Origin of the sequence: Providencia lanzhouensis, assembly GCF_050469745.1 — a bacterium.
GTDB lineage: Bacteria > Pseudomonadota > Gammaproteobacteria > Enterobacterales > Enterobacteriaceae > Providencia > Providencia lanzhouensis.
The window spans coordinates 3,562,335-3,583,934 of sequence record NZ_CP174123.1 but is presented as its reverse complement, the minus strand read 5'-3'; the positions used below and the strand labels follow the sequence as shown (position 1 = coordinate 3,583,934).

Annotated in this window: 20 protein-coding genes; 5 read left to right on the top strand and 15 right to left on the bottom strand. The window is 43.8% G+C overall.

The window, feature by feature from the left end:
* Positions 1 to 38: 38 nt before the first annotated feature.
* From ACIH2S_RS16805 to aspA, 12 genes are all read right to left on the bottom strand, one after another.
* The gene (locus tag ACIH2S_RS16805; protein WP_430247764.1) at positions 39 to 1,160 is read right to left on the bottom strand and encodes a hypothetical protein; all 1,122 of its coding nucleotides are present in this window, start codon (positions 1,158 to 1,160) and stop codon (positions 39 to 41) included.
* Entirely contained in the window at positions 1,160 to 3,919 is a 2,760-nt protein-coding gene (locus ACIH2S_RS16800) for a fimbria/pilus outer membrane usher protein (RefSeq protein WP_430247762.1), read from the bottom strand. Before ACIH2S_RS16800 ends, ACIH2S_RS16805 begins: the two co-directional genes overlap by 1 nt.
* Positions 3,920 to 4,000: 81 nt before the next feature.
* Entirely contained in the window at positions 4,001 to 4,807 is an 807-nt protein-coding gene (locus ACIH2S_RS16795) for a fimbrial biogenesis chaperone (protein ID WP_321146766.1), read from the bottom strand.
* Positions 4,794 to 5,561, bottom strand: coding sequence for a fimbrial biogenesis chaperone (locus ACIH2S_RS16790; protein ID WP_430247761.1), 768 nt, complete (start codon positions 5,559 to 5,561; stop codon positions 4,794 to 4,796). Before ACIH2S_RS16790 ends, ACIH2S_RS16795 begins: the two co-directional genes overlap by 14 nt.
* Positions 5,562 to 5,574: 13 nt before the next feature.
* The gene (locus ACIH2S_RS16785; protein WP_108479730.1) at positions 5,575 to 6,147 is read right to left on the bottom strand and encodes a type 1 fimbrial protein; all 573 of its coding nucleotides are present in this window, start codon (positions 6,145 to 6,147) and stop codon (positions 5,575 to 5,577) included.
* 21 nt (positions 6,148 to 6,168) lie between these two features.
* Positions 6,169 to 6,750 carry a fimbrial protein gene (locus ACIH2S_RS16780; protein ID WP_430247759.1) on the bottom strand — a complete coding sequence of 194 codons (582 nt, stop codon included), beginning with the start codon at positions 6,748 to 6,750 and terminating at the stop codon, positions 6,169 to 6,171.
* A gap of 22 nt (positions 6,751 to 6,772) precedes the next feature.
* Complete coding sequence (locus ACIH2S_RS16775; protein WP_349488227.1) at positions 6,773 to 7,324, bottom strand: fimbrial protein; 552 nt, start codon at positions 7,322 to 7,324, stop codon at positions 6,773 to 6,775.
* On the bottom strand, positions 7,308 to 8,033 hold the full coding sequence (locus ACIH2S_RS16770) for a fimbrial biogenesis chaperone (RefSeq protein WP_430247758.1): 726 nt from the start codon (positions 8,031 to 8,033) through the stop codon (positions 7,308 to 7,310). Before ACIH2S_RS16770 ends, ACIH2S_RS16775 begins: the two co-directional genes overlap by 17 nt.
* Before the next feature lie 83 nt (positions 8,034 to 8,116).
* Positions 8,117 to 8,662, bottom strand: a complete 546-nt coding sequence (locus tag ACIH2S_RS16765; protein ID WP_430247756.1) for a fimbrial protein — start codon at positions 8,660 to 8,662, stop codon at positions 8,117 to 8,119.
* Between the two features lie 628 nt (positions 8,663 to 9,290).
* Positions 9,291 to 9,629 carry a helix-turn-helix domain-containing protein gene (locus tag ACIH2S_RS16760; protein ID WP_036955937.1) on the bottom strand — a complete coding sequence of 113 codons (339 nt, stop codon included), beginning with the start codon at positions 9,627 to 9,629 and terminating at the stop codon, positions 9,291 to 9,293.
* A 711-nt stretch (positions 9,630 to 10,340) separates the two neighbouring features.
* On the bottom strand, positions 10,341 to 11,663 hold the full coding sequence (locus ACIH2S_RS16755) for an anaerobic C4-dicarboxylate transporter (protein WP_036955939.1): 1,323 nt from the start codon (positions 11,661 to 11,663) through the stop codon (positions 10,341 to 10,343).
* Between the two features lie 140 nt (positions 11,664 to 11,803).
* Complete coding sequence (gene aspA, locus ACIH2S_RS16750; protein ID WP_036955941.1) at positions 11,804 to 13,228, bottom strand: aspartate ammonia-lyase; 1,425 nt, start codon at positions 13,226 to 13,228, stop codon at positions 11,804 to 11,806.
* 402 nt (positions 13,229 to 13,630) lie between these two features.
* Here aspA and ACIH2S_RS16745 point away from each other — a divergent pair, with 402 nt between their 5' ends.
* From ACIH2S_RS16745 to ACIH2S_RS16730, 4 genes are all read left to right on the top strand, one after another.
* A complete protein-coding gene (locus ACIH2S_RS16745) occupies positions 13,631 to 14,173 on the top strand; it encodes an FxsA family protein (protein WP_036955943.1) in 543 nt (180 codons plus the stop codon).
* A gap of 159 nt (positions 14,174 to 14,332) precedes the next feature.
* On the top strand, positions 14,333 to 14,623 hold the full coding sequence (locus ACIH2S_RS16740; protein WP_108478399.1) for a co-chaperone GroES: 291 nt from the start codon (positions 14,333 to 14,335) through the stop codon (positions 14,621 to 14,623).
* A 53-nt stretch (positions 14,624 to 14,676) separates the two neighbouring features.
* A complete protein-coding gene (groL, locus tag ACIH2S_RS16735) occupies positions 14,677 to 16,320 on the top strand; it encodes a chaperonin GroEL (protein WP_036955948.1) in 1,644 nt (547 codons plus the stop codon).
* 396 nt (positions 16,321 to 16,716) lie between these two features.
* Positions 16,717 to 17,061, top strand: coding sequence for a DUF4156 domain-containing protein (locus ACIH2S_RS16730; RefSeq protein WP_036955950.1), 345 nt, complete (start codon positions 16,717 to 16,719; stop codon positions 17,059 to 17,061).
* Between the two features lie 78 nt (positions 17,062 to 17,139).
* Here the strand turns inward: ACIH2S_RS16730 and epmB are convergent, their stop codons facing one another.
* A complete protein-coding gene (gene epmB / locus ACIH2S_RS16725) occupies positions 17,140 to 18,168 on the bottom strand; it encodes an EF-P beta-lysylation protein EpmB (RefSeq protein ID WP_036955952.1) in 1,029 nt (342 codons plus the stop codon).
* Positions 18,169 to 18,210: 42 nt separating this feature from the next.
* On the opposite strand from epmB, the gene efp reads away from it, so the two are divergent.
* Positions 18,211 to 18,777, top strand: a complete 567-nt coding sequence (gene efp, locus ACIH2S_RS16720; RefSeq protein WP_006658996.1) for an elongation factor P — start codon at positions 18,211 to 18,213, stop codon at positions 18,775 to 18,777.
* Positions 18,778 to 18,894: 117 nt separating this feature from the next.
* Here the strand turns inward: efp and ACIH2S_RS16715 are convergent, their stop codons facing one another.
* Entirely contained in the window at positions 18,895 to 19,098 is a 204-nt protein-coding gene (locus ACIH2S_RS16715) for a YbdD/YjiX family protein (protein ID WP_006658997.1), read from the bottom strand.
* Between the two features lie 258 nt (positions 19,099 to 19,356).
* On the bottom strand, positions 19,357 to 21,450 hold the full coding sequence (cstA, locus tag ACIH2S_RS16710) for a pyruvate/proton symporter CstA (protein WP_036955955.1): 2,094 nt from the start codon (positions 21,448 to 21,450) through the stop codon (positions 19,357 to 19,359).
* Between the last annotated feature and the right edge of the window lie 150 nt (positions 21,451 to 21,600).

The following is a 21,600-nucleotide window of genomic DNA, read 5'->3' as shown; positions in this document are numbered from 1 at the left end:
AGTGGTTTGTGAAGAAAACCACTAAGCGGTTAGGCAGGTTATTCCCAGTCAATGGTGACGGTGGCGGTGGCAGAAGCGGCGCCAGATTTAAAACCTTCACCCAGCGCACAGAGGCTAAAACGGTAAGGGACTTGGTGTGAACCAACGGTGAGATCACCTAAATCAACTTCATTTCCTGGTGGGGTCTTAGTACCAGGTCCAAACTGGGTACCTCCATTGTTACAGGGTGCAAAAATCGATTTTATGGATGCGCGGACAGTAGCAGGCGCAAGATCACCTGTGGCATCCATCGTCATTTTTAAGTCGTTTGAGTATGTTTGAACTGTACCTTTAAGTGTTAATTTAGCTGGAGTATGAGCACCATTATCTCCAGTACAGTTGATCATAAAATTCCCATCAACTACCCCTAAAACATCCTTACGATTTCCTCCTGGTGTACCAGAAGTGTTACCTTCCCAATCCCAAATATTCACTTTACCGAAATCAATTTTTGCTGGGGTATCGATGGTGCATTGGATTGGTGGCGCATAGGTAAACTCAAGTTGATTATTGGGAAGGATACGCATATCGCCCACTTCAAAATAAGCAATCCCTTGATAGGAATAAGTTTTGGGTTTCACTGAATTACTGATATATAGGGCAACCCGTAAATTTCTCGCTTTATATTGGTTAGTTCCGTCAATATCCTGGGAGTAATGAGTGGCTAATTCAGCGCTATATTTATATAGCCCATTATTTTTTTTCACATTAAAATTAGATAGGCTAGTTACTTTCGGTTCTGCTTTATATTGATAATTAACGTTAATGTAAAATCCGCCATCGGAGGTTGATGTGTTAGATTCTCCTGAAAAAGTGAGTATTATTCCAGGCTCAATAACCACGCCGTGATAGCCATCAACAACCCCCCAGGAAGCACTTGGGATATTAGAAAGCACTTTGCCATGAATAACATGACCCATAGTTCCCTTATATTTTTGTTTTTGACTCTTATCGATAGGCTCACTTTCCCATACTATTTTTCCTACTTCTTTAAACACTGCTCCGTTGGGAAAATCCCAGCTCTCAGCACTGTAACTAATTGCTGTAAGTGCGCTGTATACCATTAAACCTGCTGCGGCTGACCACATTTTCCCCCAGCGTTTTTGATTGTTCAATTTCATTATTTTTCTCCTGCTGGTGACTGTAACCAACGTGTTTTATTGGGTATTTGATGTAAAGGTTCGATGTTTTCCATTGGAGCAAGTACCTGCTGAGCCGTTTGGGATGTATTCGATACCACAGGCTGAGCTTGCGGTTGCCCACTCACACAGCGATAAGACACTTGGCGGATTGGCATATCTGCGGAGACATCCACATGGCGCAAGTCAAAACTCACCTGACATTGCTGTGCGGCTGTCTCTCCCCACTTCACTAACAATTCCCCGGTTTCTGGTAATCCCGTCAGGTACACCTGCCCGGCATCCCCCACAATGCTGCTAATGTTGTCAGCGCTGTTATCGGACGTTAAGGTGGCAATTGCCCCAAATGGCACATACTTGGCACCCTGTTTTAAGGTCATGAGCACTTGGTAGCCGATACGGGTACGGAAACTGGCTTTCACCACTGCGCCTTTGGTGGGGTAAACGTTGGTATTGGATTGCGGTAAATCGACGTTTTCAGGCAGCGTGCTTGGGTCTAAGCCAATGCTGTTTTTGTTATAGTCGGAAAGATAAGGTGCCACGGCATAGCCTCGCCAATCGGTCACGGCGGTTCCGCCATTAACACTGACCCCTTCGGCGCCCGGCGCGCTGATAAGCGCAACTGAATCCCCCATAGAGCGGCTTAATGTCAGCCCTTCGGCGTGCAGTAATGCGCCGCCGCTGGCATTCATATTGATTGACTGGGAATTATTGCTATAGCTATAACCGGTACTGATACTGCCTTTATCGCCTTGGTAGCCTGCATTTAGGTTGGTGTTCGCGATTTGCCCTTTATTTCCCCAGCTTTGTGACGCGCCATACGACAGCTTGCCATCCATAAAGCTGCCGCTCAGGCCGCTATTATTTTGCGTGCGTCCATTTTGGTCATGACTCATGGAGTAGGTGGCATAAATGGACTGCAAATCACGGTCTTGGGTAAACACACTGAACGGCACGCTTAAGTTAAAAGAGAGCTGGCGGTTTTCCGGCCAGTTATTGCGGCTGTCTTTCACGCGGTCGATATTGTAGTTCACACCGTAACTGACCCCTTTAAAGCTGTTGCTGTAGCCCATGGATAAACCCGTTAAGGTTCGGCTGCTGCCCCAGTAATCATCGCGGTTAGCACGAAAATGCAGTGAGCCATACTGTTGCATCTGTTGGCTGAGCTGGGTTTGGAAGCTGCTGCGACGACGCTGTAAAGTCCACGGGCTAAGACCCTCTTCAAGGCGATAACCTTGGCTGTTAAATTCGCTAAAATTATAGAAATGCTCGGTGGAGTAACGTAATGCGGTTAAATCCACCGACGTGCCGGTTGCCATTAAGCTTTTTGAATAACGGATACGGTAAGATTGCCCCGTTTTTCGCTCGCTAGAGCTGGTAACTGGGTTGGAATAAGTAAATTTAGCCGATGAGTGCGTGACGTCCGTGGAGACAGCACCGAAGTCACCTAAAGAGACTCCTGTTCCCACACTCAGAGATTGATAATCTTTTGCCAGCAAGGCGCCGCCATACACCGTGACATCGTTATGCAGCCCATAGACAGCGGTACCGAGAATAAAGTCAGAACGACGTGAGCTGGTGGTCAAGTTACCGTTATAGCGACCGGAGGCCACTTCGTATTTCCAGCCGCCGGGGCGCAGCATCACGGGTAAAGATGAGTAGGGCACCACAAACTGGCGTTCAGCGCCATCGGCTTCGGTGACTGTGACGTCATAATCCCCGGATAAGCCCGCTTGCTGGATATCATTGATATAAAAGGGCCCTGGAGCCACATAGGCTTCATACACGATATTGCCATTTTGGCGAATAGTGACGCGAGCGTTGCTGTTGGCAACACCACTGATCGCCGGCGCATAGCCGCGTAATTGGCTTGGCAGCATTTGCTCGTTAGAGGTTAGCTGCACGCCCTTAAAGGGCACACCATCAAACACATCGCTGCCCGTGCTGCTTTCACCGACTAACAATGTCGAGCGTAATGCCCGAATATCCCGTGATAGGGTGGTATTGGAAAAGTAGGTTTGGGTGTTGGTCGTGGCCGATTGGTTCTCGCTCCCGCTGTATTCGAAACGGGAATGGGTGAGGTTACTGCGCAGACGCCACGGCCCTGCATTGGCACCCAAGCGTGCGGACGCAAAGACGTTGGTATTTTGGTTTTTTTTGCCGTGATCATAGCGACTGGTGGTGCGACCTGCACTGACGTTATAGTTCGCCATGAGCGCCGGAATCCCATCGTCCCATAATGACGGATCGGCATTACGATTGACTTGAGATTGCATCGCCACTTGCGGCACGCTGATGTTTAATCGTAAGCGTGACAAATCTAATCGGGTTGTCGCTTGTGGGATCAGGGCGCCTAAATCTGAAATAAACTCGCCGTTAGGTAAGTCTTTCAGGACAGGAATTTGCGACACATTGACCCCAAATGTGTCGAGCTGCTCAGGGGTTAATTCCGGTGCGATTTCACCGTGGGTATTTTTGATAAAATTAAGCGTAAATTGCCCCACGTCCTGTTGGTTCACAAATACGGAAACGGTGTATTCCCCTTCAGCAACGCCACCGGCTTGTGAGAAGGCGGATAAATCCACGTCTGTGTTTTCACCTGCAACCCCTAAAAAACTGGGATCAAAGTAATCTTCGGCCTGTGTTGGAGCGACCGCCAATAGCAATACACACGCCAGCGGGTGATAACGGAAAAAAGGATTTTTTGGCTGGTGTTCAGCAATTTTATGGGCTTTTTTCATGGTCTTCCTTTATCTTGCGAATGCAAGAATCCCCCCGTTGCCAATGCGCATCGGGTGAATGTGTTTATCTGTCGGGTGTGGTTACATTGCTGAGAGTTGGCGTGTTCTCATTTTGTCGGTTCCGCCATCGTCTTCCATGAGCTGCCAATGAATGTCGCTTCCCATATGGCTGGCATCAAGGGGCCACTGCGCCTCCCCAAAGGGGGGGATCATGCGTGAGGAACTTAAATTCAGGGCGTTCTTCCCCACCGACAGTGACGCTAACGTGACATAAAAAGGCGTCGGGTTTTTCAGGGTTAGCGTGTTTTTTGTACGCTGAAATTGCAGCTGTTCGGCGATATTGTCGAGATGATGTTCCGGTAATCCCGCGGGGCGATAAAACAGCTTCAGATTATTTTGTACGGCAAGGATCATTTGCGCGCCTTCCGCCGCCTCTTTTGATTGCGCGGGGATCGCCGTCAGTGACAACTGCGCAATCGACTCTTTATCTTGCGCGAGTAAATTATGCTTTTGACGAATGCGCAATGTGAGTGTTTCACCCGGTTCGAAGCGCTGTAACGGTGGTAAAGCAATAAATGCCGTTAAATTTTCATCGGCTACTTCGGGATTATCGTTCGCCGTTTTGCTTGATGAATTTCCTTCCCACGGTAATAAGCGCGCCTGCAATAAATACGGTATCGCCGTATTATTGGTGATAGTGTACGTCACCCCGTTTTTGGCATCATGGGGGTAGATAATACGGGTTGAATGCAGTGTGAGCCCATTAATTTGGTCTTGGATGTTATTTCCCCATACAGTCTGGGTAAAAAGTGAAGCCAATAGGGCAATCCCGCCAATCAGGCGATACAACGCAGGTTTTTTAATCTTCAATAACTTAATGTTGTTCATCGCGAATATCTCCTGATTGAACCTTCCCCTGATACGCGGGGCTCATATCCCCATAATCCGTAATCACTCTCCACTCTGCACGTGTAGCACCGCCTTTGACGGGGTAAATTTGGGTGGAGAAGGGCGCAATCATAGGGTCCAGTTCTCGTACATCAATGGGGTGCTGATCCACACTCAATTGTGCCAAGGTTATGTAATACGGCGTTGGGTTACTGACTTCGAGCTGTTGACCTTGCTGGCGAAACGTCAGTTGGCTTGAGGCGCTTTCGACGCTCATGGGTAACCCTTTCGGGCGATAAAACAGTTTGATCACGTTGCGGATCCCCACCGAAACTTGCGCACTGGTCATCTCGCCTTCGGGGGCACTCGCTTTTGTGGTGGAAGGGATCGCTAATAAACTTAAATAAAACACGGATTCTCGGTCTGTCGGCAGCTCCGAAGCCCCATTACGCACAATAAGCAGTGTGCTTTGGCTCTCTTTTTCTAAGCGAGACATGGGGGGTGTCACAATAAACGGGGGCGCGGGTTTGTGGGCATTCCCCTCTGGCGTATTGAGGACGTCAGCTTTGATTAAGTAGACCTGCGGGCTGCTATTTTTGATGGCAAGTTTTGTATTTGGATTGGCTGCATCAAAGACGACGCGAGTTTGAGCCAAACGCAGTCCGCCTTCTGCTGCGAAGGTGAGCGTCGAAAAACTGCTGCATATCAATAAAATAATAAGCGCGCGATAGTCAAAAAAACGATTTGAAAACATGCTGATTACCCAATTAGTCATATAAGAAGCTAAACGTGACGGTTGCTGTGAGTTCACCGTTTTGCAAATTGTCACCTGCGGTACAGGCGCCGCAGGAGAGATAGGCTCTAAATACAAGAGATCCATTTAACGAAGCGGCGTTATTGCTACTATCTACTGACCAGTCTTTGGCGCTGATGACATTGCTAATGGCGGCATTAGTGTTATCGTTAAAATACTTATTACCCGTTGCCGCTATACGCACACCGTAGCCTTTTGTGGTACTGGTTGCATCAGCAAAGAGTTTCACACCGTCGCTGGTGGTTATGGTATTACCTGTCACGGTGATCCTAGGCTTCATAAAGTAGCCTTGACAGTTTGCCAGAGTGACCTCGAACTGGCGGAAACGTTTGTCATCGCTAATCGAATTATCTGGAATCGGGTTACCGTTGTTATAAGGCAGTTGTGCCGGGACGTTAATTTCACAGCTACCGCCATAAAAAAAGGCGGAAAAGGAGAGGGTGGTTGAGGCACTGCCTGCCTGTAATTCACCGGCTGGTAATAGCAACCCTACAATCACGCTAAAGAAAGACAGTTTTCGTATCATTGTTATTAGCAGCCTTTAAAATCAGTGATAGATAAAATTAAATGTTAATGAGGCGGTTAACTCGCCGCCTTGTAAGTTATTGGCGGCACAGGTTCCACAACTGACGGTAGCTTTCAGTGGGATGGTTCCATCCAATGTGCTGGCAAAGGTTTTATTCCACTCTGTGGTGACCAGTGCCGTGATTTCTTTATTCGTTGCCAAGTTGTCACTTTGGTTAAAATTACTGTTACCGTCTGTGGATAATAAAATGCCATAGCCTGTACTGGTGCTGCTGGTGCTCACAAACAGATCTTCACCGGAGGCATTAGCGGTTTCTCCTTCGATGGTTATCGAGGGGGTTAACCCGTAACCTTTACAGCCAAGAATGGTGAGATCAAAGGTTTCGCTGATATCACTGGTGGTGGTGATCTCTTCAGCAGGAATAAGATCCCCGTTACGGATCGAAACAGTTGAGGGCGCGGTAATTTGGCAGCCACCACCGACAATGCTGGCACTGATTTTAGTGGTGGCCGAGGTTGCCGCTATCGCGGATTGCCCCAGACTTGCCGCATACAATGCAGTGGGGATGAGCAGGGAATAGAGTGACTTTTGAGTCAGTGTCATGATGATTTCCTATTTTTAGGTCTTACTGAAAAATAAGGTTAAACGTCAATGAGGCTGAGAATTCACCGGGGATGGCTTCCCCATCCACGGGCCCCACTAACCCTACGAGAAAAGTCTCTTCGGTTTGGTGATGGTTCTCTTTGGTCAGTGGCGTTAAGGCAATCTGTTCACCGCGTTTAAAGGCTTTGCTTGTGTCATAAAAATCACTCAGGGAGAGCGGCGTGCCATCACTGAGGCGTAACATAAACCCCGTGCTATTTGGGGTTCCATCTAAGAAAATGGTGCTTTCGTTATAGGGGGTATTCCCCTGTAACGTAATCTTGGGGGTGAGATTTCCCGTTTTATCCACACAGATAAATTGCGCTTTCAAAGGCTTAATTTGATGGGTGGTCACCGCGCCTTGAAAATCGGATGTGCGCAGTGGTGTAAATTGCAATGAGTTGGGAATGCGAATTTCACACCCGACATCATCGGTGATCACCGCTCTAATCTCAGTATTTTCTGCCTGTGCTACGTGCCATCCGTTAAGTAAAACGGCGAAAAAAAACACGAGACATTTATTGAATTTGCGCATGAAACTCGTCCTTTCCGCCATAGTCATTAATGGCTTTCCATTCAACCGAGCATTGTCGTTGAACATGGGAATAGGTGATGCTGCTAAACGGCGCAATCATGTTATTTCCCTTTTTGGTACTCAGAGAAACGGGCTTATTGGCAATTTTTAAGCTGTCTAAGGTGATGTAGTACGGGGACGGATTGGACACTTGAACCCCATTATTTACACTCGAAAATTTCAGCGATTTCATGGCTTGTGGCTGGGTCATGCCTAACTGATTCGGGCGATAAAACAGCTTGATGATATTTCCCGTCGACACTTGTACGGCGCCATCAATATTATTTTGTGGGGCATTCAGCCCTTTTTCGCTGGTCGGCATGGCGATGGTACGAAAATAAAAAACAGATTCTTTATCTTGCGGGAGCGCCACACTGTTTTTCATTATACGGACTTGATTGGTCGACCCTTTTTCTAAGCGGAATAAGGAGGGCGTCACCACAAAAGGGGTTTCTCCTTGCTCGCCATAAGGGTCACGCAACATTTGTGCTTTGACTAAATAAGGCGTGAGTGACTGGCTTGAGCTGGTGATCCCCACACTTTTTCCGGTGGTGTTATCACTTTCTGAAAAGATAATTCGAGTGGTGTCGATAGCGATCCCGGCTATCGATGAACCAGATAGCAATAGCAAGCCACCGCAGATCCCTTGCATAAATCGGTTATTTCGCATTTGTCTATCCTCATAGTTTTCGTGGCAGATGGAGGTAAGACGATGCCCGCCTTACCTCAATCGACTGAGTTAATTAAATCGAATTAGTCAACGATATAAGCCACTAAGATAGGTGCGCTGTAGGAACCTGCTTTCGGAGTCGCTGTGGTTGTTGCCATACCCACTTTGAAGGTGTATTGCGCGGCAGTTTTGCCTGCGCCAATTTCAACCTTTGCACCGTTACCGTTAGTGATGCGGTTATTAGCTTCATCTTCAATCATAAAACCAACAGTTTGTGAATCTGTTGCAACAAAGATGTCTTGCTCGTTGTTACCGACAGAAGTGATCCCTTGAATGATTAAGTTACCTTCCTCACCCTCAGCACAACCCACTAAAGTCACTGGCATATCAACGGTTGTAGAGGACATTGCATTGACAGCGGCAAAATCTGAATCTGCTTCACCCACAGACGTTTTTAAAACACCCACGTTTAAGACTGATTTACCGCCATTGATGGTGACATCACAGGTTGTGTTGGTCAGGATCCCTTGCAGCGTCACTTCTGCAGAAGGTGCTGCCATTGCGTTCAGGCTTAAAGCTGACAGGCTCATAAATAAAGCAGTAGAAAGTGCCGTTGTTTTAAATGACATAATTAGTATTCCTATTTGTCCAAAGTTAAATAATTAAATTGATTGTATATGCTCGTATTCCATGACTTATTTCGTTATAGATATCTATACGTATGATACCGATATTATCTATTTACCTAGGCTAAATTTAGGTTGAATCAGTTATAAACATTCAATTTAAAGTTTCGCTAATTTCCTTTATTCCATTCCTTAGATATAAAGGGGATACTCTCTTGTTCTAAAAAAGAGAATATTACCTTTATTCTTAGTGATCGATTTATTATTCACTAACCTATAATAAATAAGCATGAAAAGTCGGGCGCCATATGAATAGAATGGCGCTCCATGGATTTATCAGAGTGTTAATTTTCTATATTTAATAGATTAATTTTTTCACATGTATTTAATGGCTAAGTATAAATAACTGTTTAGGTGGTTAGATTAAGTTCTCAGCTGTGCTGAAATAATTTAAATGTTTAATATATTTATCATTAATACGATAAACAGGACTTTTAAAAATATTTTTATTTATAAAATCATATTGTTATTGGTAAAGCTCCATTGGTGTAGGGGTATTGCTATAATAAAAATAAAAGTTATTCTTTATTGTTAAGATATAATGAATTAAACATGTAGGGAAAATATATGCCTACTTTATAAATGAGCTATTTAACAGTGAGATATCTTTACTGCCAACACTGCTTAGCTTAAATTTCATTATGGAAACTCGAATAACGGTTCTATCCAAAAAGTCCTGAATAGGCATTTTTAGTACATTTAAAACCTGTACTAGCATATCTATTGTAATGTTGCAGATACCTCGTTCATAACGAGAAACTTGCTGTTGAGAGATATTCAATAAATTTGCTAAATCTTTTCCACTGAGCGAACGACGCTTTCGTAATAAATAAATTTCATAACCCACTGCTTTTGTATAAATAGTTATACCCTTCTTGGGTGAAGGGCTATTACCGTCTGTTTCTTTCATTGTATGCATTCCTTCCAAACAGCATCACTTAATAAAAGTCGTATTTAGGTGAATACGAAGGATTGATGAAAACGTTGTGTGAGGAAATTATTTCACTCCGTTTTCTTCTAACTAATTTACGTGACGTTTTTTATAAAATCAAATAATGCAACTATAGTGAAATAGTCGAAAATTTTAAATTAAACACATAAGGTGAGTAATATAAAATAATAAAGCTAGCGTTAGGTGGTGATAAGGGGAGTGGACTCTTTGAGAGCATCTTTATTAAATAGTGATATAATCTTATTTAATTCGTTATCGGTATATAATAAAGAGTATAATTCTGGTTTTTACATTTATTAACAACTGGTCACTAAACTGTGACGCATCAATCCTTTCTTGCGCTCAAAATCATCTTTTTTTATCTATTAATTGTTATTTTTCATTATGTTATGTTATTTGTTTTTAGCATTTCATTCAATTTTAAATATGACAAATTATTTCAGTTTGTTTAAATGAAAAGAATTGTTCTATTTTGAATAGGTTTATTTGATTAGTTGTAACTACTTAAATTTAAGCGTGATTAGGCTGTTTTTTTCTTTAATAAGATAAAGTCAGCATAATTGTTATCTCTTTTAGATGCTTTAAATGGGTGGAAGATTTGGTGCAGACATAAAAAAACCGTGACTCGAAAGCCACGGTTTCTCTGTTCCTAAGTCATTGCATTGATGACTACAGGATCATACCGCCGAACAGGAAGCCGAAGGTAACGGCCAGTGCCACAGCGATGGTACCCGGAATAAAGAATGGGTGGTTAAAGACGAATTTACCGATGCGAGTTGTACCGGTGTCATCCATTTGTACTGCCGCAACCAGAGTTGGATAAGTAGGCAGGATGAACAGACCAGATACGGCTGAGAATGAAGCGATAGCGGTTAATGGGCTAACGTTCAGTGCCAGAGCCATCGGCATCAGTGCTTTCGCTGTTGCTGCTTGAGAGTACAGAAGCGCAGAACAGAAGAAGAAGATAACCGCTAACATCCATGAGTGTTCGTGGATTAAGTCACCCGCAGTTTCTTTGATCCAATCAATGTTGTGCTGTACGAAAGTATCACCTAACCATGCAACACCTAAGATACAGATACATGCGCTCATACCTGCTTTGAAGGTACTAGAGTTCAGGATTGCATCAGTGTTTACACGGCACAGTACAGTGATTAACGTAGCCACAGTCAGCATGATAATCAGGATAGCGTTAGTGGTGTTCATCAGTGGGGTTGCCACAATGCCTAAACTTGGGCTGTTGATGATTGCGTAGCAAACTACACCAACAACGCCAAGTAAGAACAGCAGAACTGACGCTTTAGCACCTGGTTTGATCTCTTTAACTTGGCTACCGCGCAGTTCAACTAAGCCTTCAGCTAAACGTTTTTGGTAGATTGGGTCATCAGACAGTTTAGAGTTAAATGTCCAAGAGATAATGAAAGACATCAGGATGATAGCTAAGAAAGTTGCTGGTAATAAAATACCTAACAGCGTGATATAGCTAACGGTGTTACCAGCGCCAACCATTGCTGGGTTTTCCATGACAGATGCCATGTAAACAACCGCCGCAGAAATTGGAGATGCTGTGATACCAATCTGAGCTGCAACAACCGCCGTAGACAGTGGGCGACATGGTTTCACGCCTTGTTCTTTCGCCACTTCTGCGATAACTGGCAGAGTTGCTAATGAGATATTACCTGTACCTGCGAACAGAGTCAGGAAATAGGTCACGATAGGGGCAAGGATAGTGATGTATTTTGGATTGCGACGCAGTAGTTTTTCTGTTTGAGCAACCAAGTAATCCAAACCACCCGCAATTTGCATTGCAGAGATGGCGGCAATAACTGCCATGATGATAGAGATTACGTCAAAAGGAATGGTTCCCGGTTTCACGCCAATTGCAGCGAGCACCAGAACACCAAGGCCACCGGCAAAACCGATACCTATCCCTCCAAGACGGGCCCCTAAAAAAATGGCCAGCAGAACAATGACAAATTCTACGGCTAACATAGTGTTTACTCCTCGACAAAAATGAAAATTATGAAACTGTTATGTTAATTATTTGTGTGTGCATTCATGAAAAAAGGCACGCTATCCGGTGGAAAGTCGTGCCCTTATTCTTAAGAATTATTTATGCTAAACATAAATAATTAGTCGTCAAATCTTTTTGCTTTATATGCTGGATGTTTTAGGTTCTCAACAGAGAAGATATCATCCAGTTGCGCTTCGGTCAGCAGTCCGCGTTCTAGGACAACTTCACGTACGCTCTTACCTGTTTCTGCACAGATTTTACCCACGATATCACCGTTGTGGTGACCGATGAATGGGTTCAGGTAAGTTACGATACCGATAGAGTTGAATACAAACGCTTCGCAGATTTCTTTGTTAACAGTGATGCCGTTAACGCATTTTTCTACTAAGTTGCGGCATGCATTGCTCATCAGAGAAATGGATTCGAACATCGCTTGACCGATTGCTGGTTCCATTACGTTTAATTGTAATTGACCTGCTTCAGCAGCCATCGTTACACAGATGTCGTTACCCATAACTTTGAAGCATGCTTGGTTAACAACTTCAGGAATTACTGGGTTAACTTTTGCTGGCATGATAGAAGAACCTGCTTGTAATTCTGGCAGATTAATTTCTTTCAATCCTGCGCGAGGACCAGAGGAAAGTAAACGTAAGTCGTTACAGATTTTAGACAGTTTAACTGCTAAACGTTTCAGGCTAGCGTGAACAGTGATGTAAGCACCACAGTCAGAAGTTGCTTCGATTAGGTCTTCTGATGGTACGCATGCTAAACCTGTTACTTCTGCTAATTTTTTAACAGCCAGTTCTTGGTAACCAGGGGCTGTGTTCAGGCCAGTACCGATAGCAGTTGCACCTAAGTTAACTTCGAGCAGTAAATCGATGCTACGTTTCAGATTTTTTTCTTCTTCTTTAAGAAGAGTTGCGAAAGCATGGAATTCCTGACCAACAGTCATTGGTACTGCGTCTTGTAATTGAGTACGACCCATTTTCAGGATGTCTTTGTACTCTTCTGCTTTACTTTCAAAACCTTTTTTCAGGTAAGTAACAGAATCGATTAATTTCAGAACAGAGTTATAAACCGCGATACGGAAACCGGTAGGGTATGCATCGTTGGTAGATTGGCTTTTGTTCAGATGGTCATTTGGGTTTAAGAATTCATACTCACCTTTTTTATGACCCATCAGTTCAAGACCGATGTTTGCCAGAACTTCGTTGGTATTCATGTTCAGTGATGTGCCCGCACCACCTTGGAATACGTCAACTGGGAACTGATCCATGCATTTGCCTTCATTCAAAACAACGTCACATGCTTTGATGATGGTATCTGCGATATTACGAGGAATAGTGTGCAGTTCTTTGTTAGCTAGTGCGGCTGCTTTTTTTACCATTACCATGCCGCGAATAAATTCTGGGACATCGTTAATGGTGCGGTCGCTGATATAAAAGTTTTCAATCGCACGCAGAGTATGAACACCATAATAGGCATCGGCTGGAACTTCTTTTTTACCTAACAGGTCTTCTTCGATACGAGTATTGTTTGACATGAGAACCTTCTTAATTAGATTACAGTTACTGTCCGTTTATGCGCTTTTAAAAATATATCCTAAAACTAAACTTCTAGGTGATTACCACCTATTACTCCTTTATCAGTATTATGTTCTACTGACTTATGGGGTGATCATATGCCCTTTATCACCCCATACCTTGAACCTAGATCATTTTATGGATTGATTAGTGCAATAGAATTTATATTGTGTGATTTAAATCACAGATAAGCCTTGTTAATGATCTTAGTCCATGAGTTGAAAATCACGATCAGAGACCCAATTATTATGGCTATACTGATGAAAAAAGCGAATATGAATAGTAGTCTCTTAGAGATAGTTCACAAAGGTTTTCATTTAGCCCCGAAAAATGCAGTAGCTTATTGATATTAAGGAGTACTTGTGCGCTGGTTACCACTAATTCTGATATGTATTTTGGTGTATATAGAGTCGGTCATTTTTGTCCGAGTTGCGGCTGAAATTGGTGTATTGATGACATTAATTTTAGTGGTGCTCACATCCTGTTTGGGGGTTTCACTTGTGAAGAACCAAGGGATGAAAAATGTCATGCAAATACAACAAAAATTAATGAGTGGTGAAAGTCCTGCCGCTGAAATGATTAAAAGTGTGGCGTTAGTGTTAGCAGGATTTTTACTTATTGTTCCTGGATTCTTTACGGACTTTATTGGATTACTTTTATTACTACCACCAGTACAAAAATTATTTGTGATGCGTTTAATCCCGCACATCAAGTTTTACCAACCTGGAAATGGTTTTCAGGGTGGTGGCTATCAAAATGGCAATACTTTTGAAGGCGAGTACCAACGCAAGCAAGATGACCCTTCTTATACTATTGATCGCGAAAGAACTATTGATGGTGAAAGCCATCGTGTTCCTGACGATAAATCTTCAGATTCCAACCAAGATAACCCGCCTAAACCTTAATTCCCTTTGAACTGTAGGGAGATAAATAATAAAAAAATTTATCTCCCACCCCTTGAAGTCTTAGTTATTCATCCCAATCTCCTGAAACATGGTACTGGTGAAGATCACCTTGGTATCGACCTTTTACCCGTATGGACTTTATTTGTAGGAGAACTATTAATGAAAATTCGTCCATTGCATGACCGTGTTATCGTTAAACGTAAAGAAATCGAATCTAAATCTGCTGGTGGTATCGTGTTAACTGGCAGTGCTGCGGGCAAATCAACTCGTGGTGAAGTTATCGCTGTGGGCCAAGGCCGCATCCTCGAAAATGGCGACGTTAAAGCGCTGGATGTGAAAGTTGGCGATATCGTAATTTTTAACGACGGTTATGGCGTAAAAGCTGAAAAAATCGACAACGAAGAAGTGTTAATCATGTCCGAAAGCGACATCTTAGCAATCGTTGAATAAGAATTTTCACTTAAAACTTTCATCAAACGAAAAGAATTTAAAGGAAAGAGATAATGGCAGCTAAAGACGTTAGATTTGGTAATGACGCTCGTACAAAAATGCTTCGTGGTGTCAATGTTCTTGCTGATGCAGTTAAAGTAACTTTAGGTCCTAAAGGCCGTAACGTTGTTTTAGACAAATCTTTTGGATCACCAGTTATCACTAAAGATGGTGTTTCTGTTGCTCGTGAAATCGAATTAGAAGATAAATTCGAAAACATGGGTGCACAAATGGTGAAAGAAGTTGCTTCTAAAGCTAACGATGCAGCGGGTGACGGTACAACAACCGCTACCGTTTTAGCTCAAGCAATTATCACCGAAGGTCTGAAAGCAGTTGCTGCGGGTATGAACCCAATGGATCTGAAACGTGGTATCGATAAAGCAGTCGTTGCTGCTGTTGAAGAACTGAAAACTCTGTCAGTTCCATGTTCAGATACTAAATCAATCGCACAGGTTGGTACTATTTCTGCAAACTCCGACGAAACTGTTGGTAAATTAATTGCAGAAGCAATGGAGAAAGTCGGTAAAGAAGGCGTTATCACCGTTGAAGAAGGTACTGGTCTGGAAGACGAATTAGACGTGGTTGAAGGTATGCAGTTTGACCGCGGTTATTTATCTCCTTACTTCATCAACAAACCAGAAACTGGCGTTGTTGAACTGGAAAACCCATTCATCCTGTTAGTCGACAAAAAAGTGTCTAACATTCGTGAATTACTGCCAGTATTAGAAGGCGTTGCTAAAGCGAACAAACCACTGCTGATCATCGCTGAAGATGTTGAAGGTGAAGCACTGGCTACATTAGTCGTGAACACCATGCGTGGTATCGTGAAAGTCGCTGCGGTTAAAGCGCCTGGTTTCGGTGACCGCCGTAAAGCAATGCTGCAAGATATCGCTATCCTGACTAACGGTACTGTTATCTCTGAAGAGATCGGTATGGAGCTGGAAAAAGCAACGTTAGAAGATTTAGGTCAAGCTAAACGTATCGTTATCAACAAAGACACCACTATCATCATCGATGGTATCGGTGACGAAACTGCAATCGCAGGTCGTGTGACTCAAATCCGTCAACAAATCGAAGAGTCTTCTTCTGATTACGACCGTGAAAAACTGCAAGAACGCGTAGCGAAATTAGCTGGCGGTGTTGCGGTAATTAAAGTGGGTGCAGCAACTGAAGTTGAAATGAAAGAAAAACGCGCTCGCGTTGACGATGCTCTGCACGCAACTCGCGCAGCGGTTGAAGAAGGTGTTGTTGCTGGTGGTGGTACTGCGTTAGTTCGCGTTGCGGCTAAACTGGAAGCACTGAAAGGCGATAACGAAGAACAAAACGTAGGTATCCGTGTTGCTCTGCGTGCGATGGAAGCGCCAATGCGTCAAATCGTCACTAACGCAGGTGAAGAAGCTTCTGTTGTTGTTAACAATGTTAAAGCAGCAACTGGCAACGACGGTTACAATGCAGCAACAGATACTTATGGCGACATGATCGAAATGGGTATTCTGGATCCAACTAAAGTTACTCGTTCTGCTCTGCAATTCGCAGCATCAATCGCAGGTCTGATGATTACGACTGAAGCGATGATCACTGATATGCCAGCATCTGACGCTCCTGATTTAGGCGCAGCGGGTATGGGTGGCATGGGCGGAATGGGCGGCATGATGTAAGCCAGTAGGCAAACATTGTGCGCCAGTAGCCACTAACTAGTGGCTACCAGCCAAAATAAGACCGGCACCATGAATTATCGAGTGGTGCCGGTTTTTTTATAGGTAATCAAATTAATGCTTTCGTGCTTTGTATTTGTGAGGTTTATTACTTATTTTTGCGTTAAGGTAACTCATCGGGTTATATTTAACCCAAGGTAAAAAATAGTTTAAATAAGTAAAGAACATCACAAGCGTATTGATTGTTTTGTGATAAACTCTGAGCGATTGACAGTTTTTATCAAGCCTACTTGGATATCTAGTACGCTAATTTACTGTCATAAAACAGAATTTTGAGTGATTGGAGCTATAAAGGTTCAACAACCAGCTGCAAAAACACAATAAAAAATGAGGGAAAACATGCGAATTAAAGTCTTGCTTGGTGCTGCTGCATTACTAACTTTAGCAGGTTGTACATCAACCAATGATCTGACTGCGGCAGGCTCACAAGTTCGTTTTGTTGAAAATCAACCGGGAAGCGAATGTCAACTTCTTGGTCAAGTCACTGGAACTCAAAGCAACTGGTTGAGCGGCGTTAATAACGAATCTAGCTCCATGCGCGGCGCAGCAAATGATTTACGTAACAAAGCTGCAGCAATGGGTGGTAACGTGATTTTTGGTGCTTCAAGCCCAAGCGAAACTGTCCTATCTAGCTTTGTTCCTGTTGATAGCAAAATGGTTGGCCAAGTTTATAAGTGCCAATAATCATGTATCAATAAGACCCGCTTAATCAGTTAAGCGGGTTTTTTTATGCCTATTAGTTTTGATGTTTATTAACTCAGACTAGCTTTGGCGCAAGTTTAAATCGAGTAAGGTTTTGCTTGGCTCCCCGCCAATTTCTCTCGCTAACTTCGGTACTAAATACCCCGAGACCTGACTTAACAATTCACGAATTAATTGTCGAGCTTCAATATCACTCACTAAGAAGTGGGCAGCACCTTGGACTTTATCGAGCACATGCAAGTAATACGGTAAAATTCCTGCATCAAATAGGGCATTGCTCAGGTTTGCCAAAGCAGTGACATTGTCATTAACTTGGCGGAGCAATACGCTTTGGTTGAGCAGTGTGACGCCTGCACGTTTTAATTTCTGCATCGCTTTCGTAAATTCATCATCAATCTCGTTAGCATGGTTAACGTGAGTCACCATAATGACCTGCAAACGTGACTGAGATAAACGCTGGCAAAAGGTATCTGTAATTCTTTCTGGAATTACCACTGGCAAGCGAGAATGAATTCGCAAGCGAGTAATATGTGGAATTTCCTCAAGTTGGCTAATTAACCAGTCAAGTTCGTGGTCTTTTGCCATTAAAGGATCACCGCCAGAGAAGATGATTTCATTGAGTTCACTGTGGTTTTTTATATAATCCACAGCCATCAACCAGTTATTTTTATTTCCTTTGTTATCTTCATAAGGAAAATGCCGGCGAAAGCAGTATCGACAGTTCACTGCACAACCCCCTTTAACCAGCATTAATGCGCGGTTACGGTACTTGTGGAGTAAACTCGGGATCGCGTTATCCTGCTCTTCTAGTGGATCAGTAGAAAAACCTGGATGTATATCGAACTCTGCTTTTGCGGTTAATACCTGCAATAACAGAGGGTCTAGTGGATCACCTTTTTTCATTCGCGAAATAAAAGGACGCGGAACACGTAAAGGAAATAACTTACGTGCTTCATGACCTTCTCGCGATGGCTGATGGTCTTCTAAGTTTAGTAATTGCAGCAATTCATCCGGATTAGTGACTGCTTCGGCAAGTTGTTGTATCCAGACTTCTCTGGATGAGGTATTTTGAGTTATAATATCGACCATTTTTTGGCTATGCCATTTTTAGTTTATAAATAGAGGATCTCCATGGCTACTTATAGTACCAATGAATTCCGCTCAGGTCTTAAAATCATGTTAGATGGTGAGCCGTGTGCAATTCTTGAAAGTGAATTCGTTAAACCGGGTAAAGGTCAAGCGTTCGCACGCGTTCGTCTGCGTAAACTGATTTCTAACAAACTGTTGGAAAAAACTTTTAAATCTACTGATTCTGTTGAAGGCGCAGATGTCATGGATATGAACTTAACTTACCTGTACAACGACGGTGAGTTCTGGCACTTCATGAACAACGAAACTTTCGAACAACTGGCAGCAGATGCGAAAGCTATCGGTGACAACGAAAAATGGCTGATCGACCAAGCTGATTGTATCTTAACGCTGTGGAACGGTCGTCCAATCGCGGTAACTCCGCCGAACTTCGTTGAATTAGAAGTTGTCGAAACAGATCCAGGTCTGAAAGGTGACACAGCAGGTACTGGTGGTAAGCCAGCAACGTTAAGCACTGGTGCAGTGGTTAAAGTTCCTCTGTTTGTTCAGATCGGCGAAGTGATCAAAGTTGACACTCGTTCAGGCGAATACGTTTCACGCGTGAAATAATCGTCGACAGATCAAGCCAGCCATTATAGTGAGTGGCGAAGTGAGATCAAGAAGAGCCGAATGCAGTTTCGTACTGTATTCGGCTTTTTTATTTGCGGTGCTCAATAAGAGCAATGATTAACAACATTTAAACCCGCCTTTACCCTTACCACCGTAGCGAGCATCCTGCCGTTCTTTGAAAAACTCTTCATAAGTCATCGGCGTTTGGTCTGGATGGGTACGCTGCATGTGAGCGACGTAGTTGTCGTAGTCGGGGACGCCGACCATCATTTTGGCGGCTTGGCCTAAGTAACGGGCCGCTTTCCCTAAGTTTCCAAACATAAATCCTCGTCATATTTTGCGCTGTAGCTGTGTTGTCTTCGTTAGTTAAACCCAAGTCACATACTTATGTATGCTCCTCGGGTTTATCAAACTCGTCGCCTTGCTACAACACAAACTATTTAGAGGATTGCATCGTAGCTAGCGATTTTGGAGAAAGAGAGTGAGTTTTGAAAAACATCTAAATCAAAAATCTAAAATACAAAACTGAAGTAAAAAGGTTAATAGATTCTCAATTCTCAGCTCTCAATCTCCGGTGTATTAATGATGGCGGGTGTTTGCCACAATCTCTTCGTAGTTGGCTGGCATTGGCTCATAAGGAACTTCGTTGGCGGTCGGTTCCTTAGATTTCAATGCTTTTAACGCGGTACGGATAGAGAACAGGGCGAGAACTACAACCACAATCATAAAGAAAATCGTTAAACCAGCATCTAAACGGTTATTGAAAACCAACTGAGTTAACTGAGATTCTGTATATTGCGGCGGCAAGTTGCCGCTATCTAACATCGCTTGGAACTTATTCGCGACTGCTAAGAAACCAACGCGGGCATCTTCACTGAAGGTTTTTTCCCAGCCTGCGGTCATTGTACAAACCAATAACCACGCTGTTGGTAATAGCGCGACCCATGCGTAGGCTTGTCGCTTCATTTTGAACAGAACGACCGCACATAACATCAGCGCCATACCTGCCAGCATCTGGTTAGCGATACCGAACAGCGGCCATAAGGTGTTAATACCACCAAGTGGGTCAACGACGCCTTGATGCAAGAAATAACCCCAAGCCAGCACACACAATGCAGTGGCTATCAGGTTAGCGGGTAGGGAATCCGTTCTTTTCAATGATGGTGAAACCACACCCAGTAAATCTTGCAGCATAAAGCGCGCCGCTCGGGTTCCGGCATCCACCGCCGTCAGGATAAACAGTGCTTCAAACAGAATAGCGAAGTGGTACCAGAATGCCACATTCATCAACCCGCCTAATGCGCCATGAAGAATATACGCCATACCGACTGCCAGTGTTGGAGCGCCCCCTGCACGGGAAATAATGCTGGTTTCACCGACTTCGTTGGCAATTTGCGTTAATTGTTCAGGGGTAATTTGGAAGCCCCAACCGCTGACAACTTGCGCCGCGGAAGCCACAACATCCGTCGTTCCTGCTGGCGCTAACATCGCCATTGGGCTGTTCATCGCGAAATAAACGCCTGGGTCAATCACACAAGCTGCGACTAACGCCATGATAGCCACGAATGACTCCATCAACATCCCGCCATAACCGATAAAACAAGCTTGGTTTTCATTGGCGAGCATTTTCGGCGTGGTACCGGAAGAGATTAAGGCGTGGAAGCCAGAAACGGCACCGCAAGCGATAGTAATAAATAAGAATGGGAATAAATCCCCAGCCCACACAGGACCAGTTCCATCAATATATTTAGTTAATGACGGCATTTGTAGATTGGGATTTAAAATCAAAATACCAATCGCCAAACCGATAATTGTCCCAATTTTCAAGAAAGTAGAAAGATAATCACGAGGGGCTAATAACAGCCAAACTGGTAGAACCGCAGCCACAAAACCATAGCCAACCAGCATCCATGTTAACTGTACGCCAGTGTAGTCAAAGTAAGGTGCCCATGTTTCACTCTCTGCGACCCAGCCGCCTGAAATAATCGCAAAAACTAAGAAAATCAGACCAATAACTGAAACTTCACCAATACGACCTGGGCGAATATAACGGGTATAAATCCCCATGAAAATAGCCAGTGGGATGGTGAAGGCAACGGTATAAGTTCCCCATGGGCTGTGTGTTAACGCTTTCACGACAATCATCGCGAGCACAGCAAGGATGATCACCATGATCATAAAGCAAGCAATCAACGCAATGACGCCCGCTGTATTGCCCATTTCTTCTTTAACGAGTTCACCCAAAGAGCGGCCATCGCGGCGAGTAGAAACGAACAGCACCATAAAATCTTGTACAGCCCCTGCCAATACCACTCCTGCGAGCAACCACAGCATACCCGGTAAATAGCCCATTTGTGCAGCAAGTACAGGACCGACTAATGGACCTGCGCCAGCAATGGCGGCGAAGTGGTGACCAAATAACACTTTTTTGTCGGTTGGTACATAATCCAGACCATCGTTATGACGAATGGCTGGCGTCATACGTGTGGAGTCCACTTGCAGGACTTTTTTCGCAATAAACAGTCCATAGTAACGATATGCGATCAAATAAATACAGACCGCAGCGACCACGATCCACAGGGCGTTGATCTGTTCACCTCGATTTAATGCAATATAACCGAGCGAAAACGCGCCGAGCAGAGCGAGAACAATCCAAATCAATTGTTTACCCATAGCCTTTCCCCATCCATTTCGTTAACGAGCTTTATTAGTTATTTATGTAAGTAAAAACTCAAACAGATATAGCGAGAGTTGGGGGAAAGAAAAAGTAGCTAAATCGAGACACTTAATTGAAATTGTAGATAAATTCCAATATTGGAATTC

Bases quoted from the DNA above. Each gene is read 5' to 3' on its own strand.
- ACIH2S_RS16805 (WP_430247764.1), bottom strand. From the start codon at position 1,160: ATGAAATTGAACAATCAAAAACGCTGGGGGAAAATGTGGTCAGCCGCA.
- ACIH2S_RS16800 (WP_430247762.1), bottom strand. From the start codon at position 3,919: ATGAAAAAAGCCCATAAAATTGCTGAACACCAGCCAAAAAATCCTTTT.
- ACIH2S_RS16795 (WP_321146766.1), bottom strand. From the start codon at position 4,807: ATGAACAACATTAAGTTATTGAAGATTAAAAAACCTGCGTTGTATCGC.
- ACIH2S_RS16790 (WP_430247761.1), bottom strand. From the start codon at position 5,561: ATGTTTTCAAATCGTTTTTTTGACTATCGCGCGCTTATTATTTTATTG.
- ACIH2S_RS16785 (WP_108479730.1), bottom strand. From the start codon at position 6,147: ATGATACGAAAACTGTCTTTCTTTAGCGTGATTGTAGGGTTGCTATTA.
- ACIH2S_RS16780 (WP_430247759.1), bottom strand. From the start codon at position 6,750: ATGACACTGACTCAAAAGTCACTCTATTCCCTGCTCATCCCCACTGCA.
- ACIH2S_RS16775 (WP_349488227.1), bottom strand. From the start codon at position 7,324: ATGCGCAAATTCAATAAATGTCTCGTGTTTTTTTTCGCCGTTTTACTT.
- ACIH2S_RS16770 (WP_430247758.1), bottom strand. From the start codon at position 8,033: ATGCGAAATAACCGATTTATGCAAGGGATCTGCGGTGGCTTGCTATTG.
- ACIH2S_RS16765 (WP_430247756.1), bottom strand. From the start codon at position 8,662: ATGTCATTTAAAACAACGGCACTTTCTACTGCTTTATTTATGAGCCTG.
- ACIH2S_RS16760 (WP_036955937.1), bottom strand. From the start codon at position 9,629: ATGAAAGAAACAGACGGTAATAGCCCTTCACCCAAGAAGGGTATAACT.
- ACIH2S_RS16755 (WP_036955939.1), bottom strand. From the start codon at position 11,663: ATGTTAGCCGTAGAATTTGTCATTGTTCTGCTGGCCATTTTTTTAGGG.
- aspA (WP_036955941.1), bottom strand. From the start codon at position 13,228: ATGTCAAACAATACTCGTATCGAAGAAGACCTGTTAGGTAAAAAAGAA.
- ACIH2S_RS16740 (WP_108478399.1), top strand. From the start codon at position 14,333: ATGAAAATTCGTCCATTGCATGACCGTGTTATCGTTAAACGTAAAGAA.
- groL (WP_036955948.1), top strand. From the start codon at position 14,677: ATGGCAGCTAAAGACGTTAGATTTGGTAATGACGCTCGTACAAAAATG.
- ACIH2S_RS16730 (WP_036955950.1), top strand. From the start codon at position 16,717: ATGCGAATTAAAGTCTTGCTTGGTGCTGCTGCATTACTAACTTTAGCA.
- epmB (WP_036955952.1), bottom strand. From the start codon at position 18,168: ATGGTCGATATTATAACTCAAAATACCTCATCCAGAGAAGTCTGGATA.
- efp (WP_006658996.1), top strand. From the start codon at position 18,211: ATGGCTACTTATAGTACCAATGAATTCCGCTCAGGTCTTAAAATCATG.
- ACIH2S_RS16715 (WP_006658997.1), bottom strand. From the start codon at position 19,098: ATGTTTGGAAACTTAGGGAAAGCGGCCCGTTACTTAGGCCAAGCCGCC.
- cstA (WP_036955955.1), bottom strand. From the start codon at position 21,450: ATGGGTAAACAATTGATTTGGATTGTTCTCGCTCTGCTCGGCGCGTTT.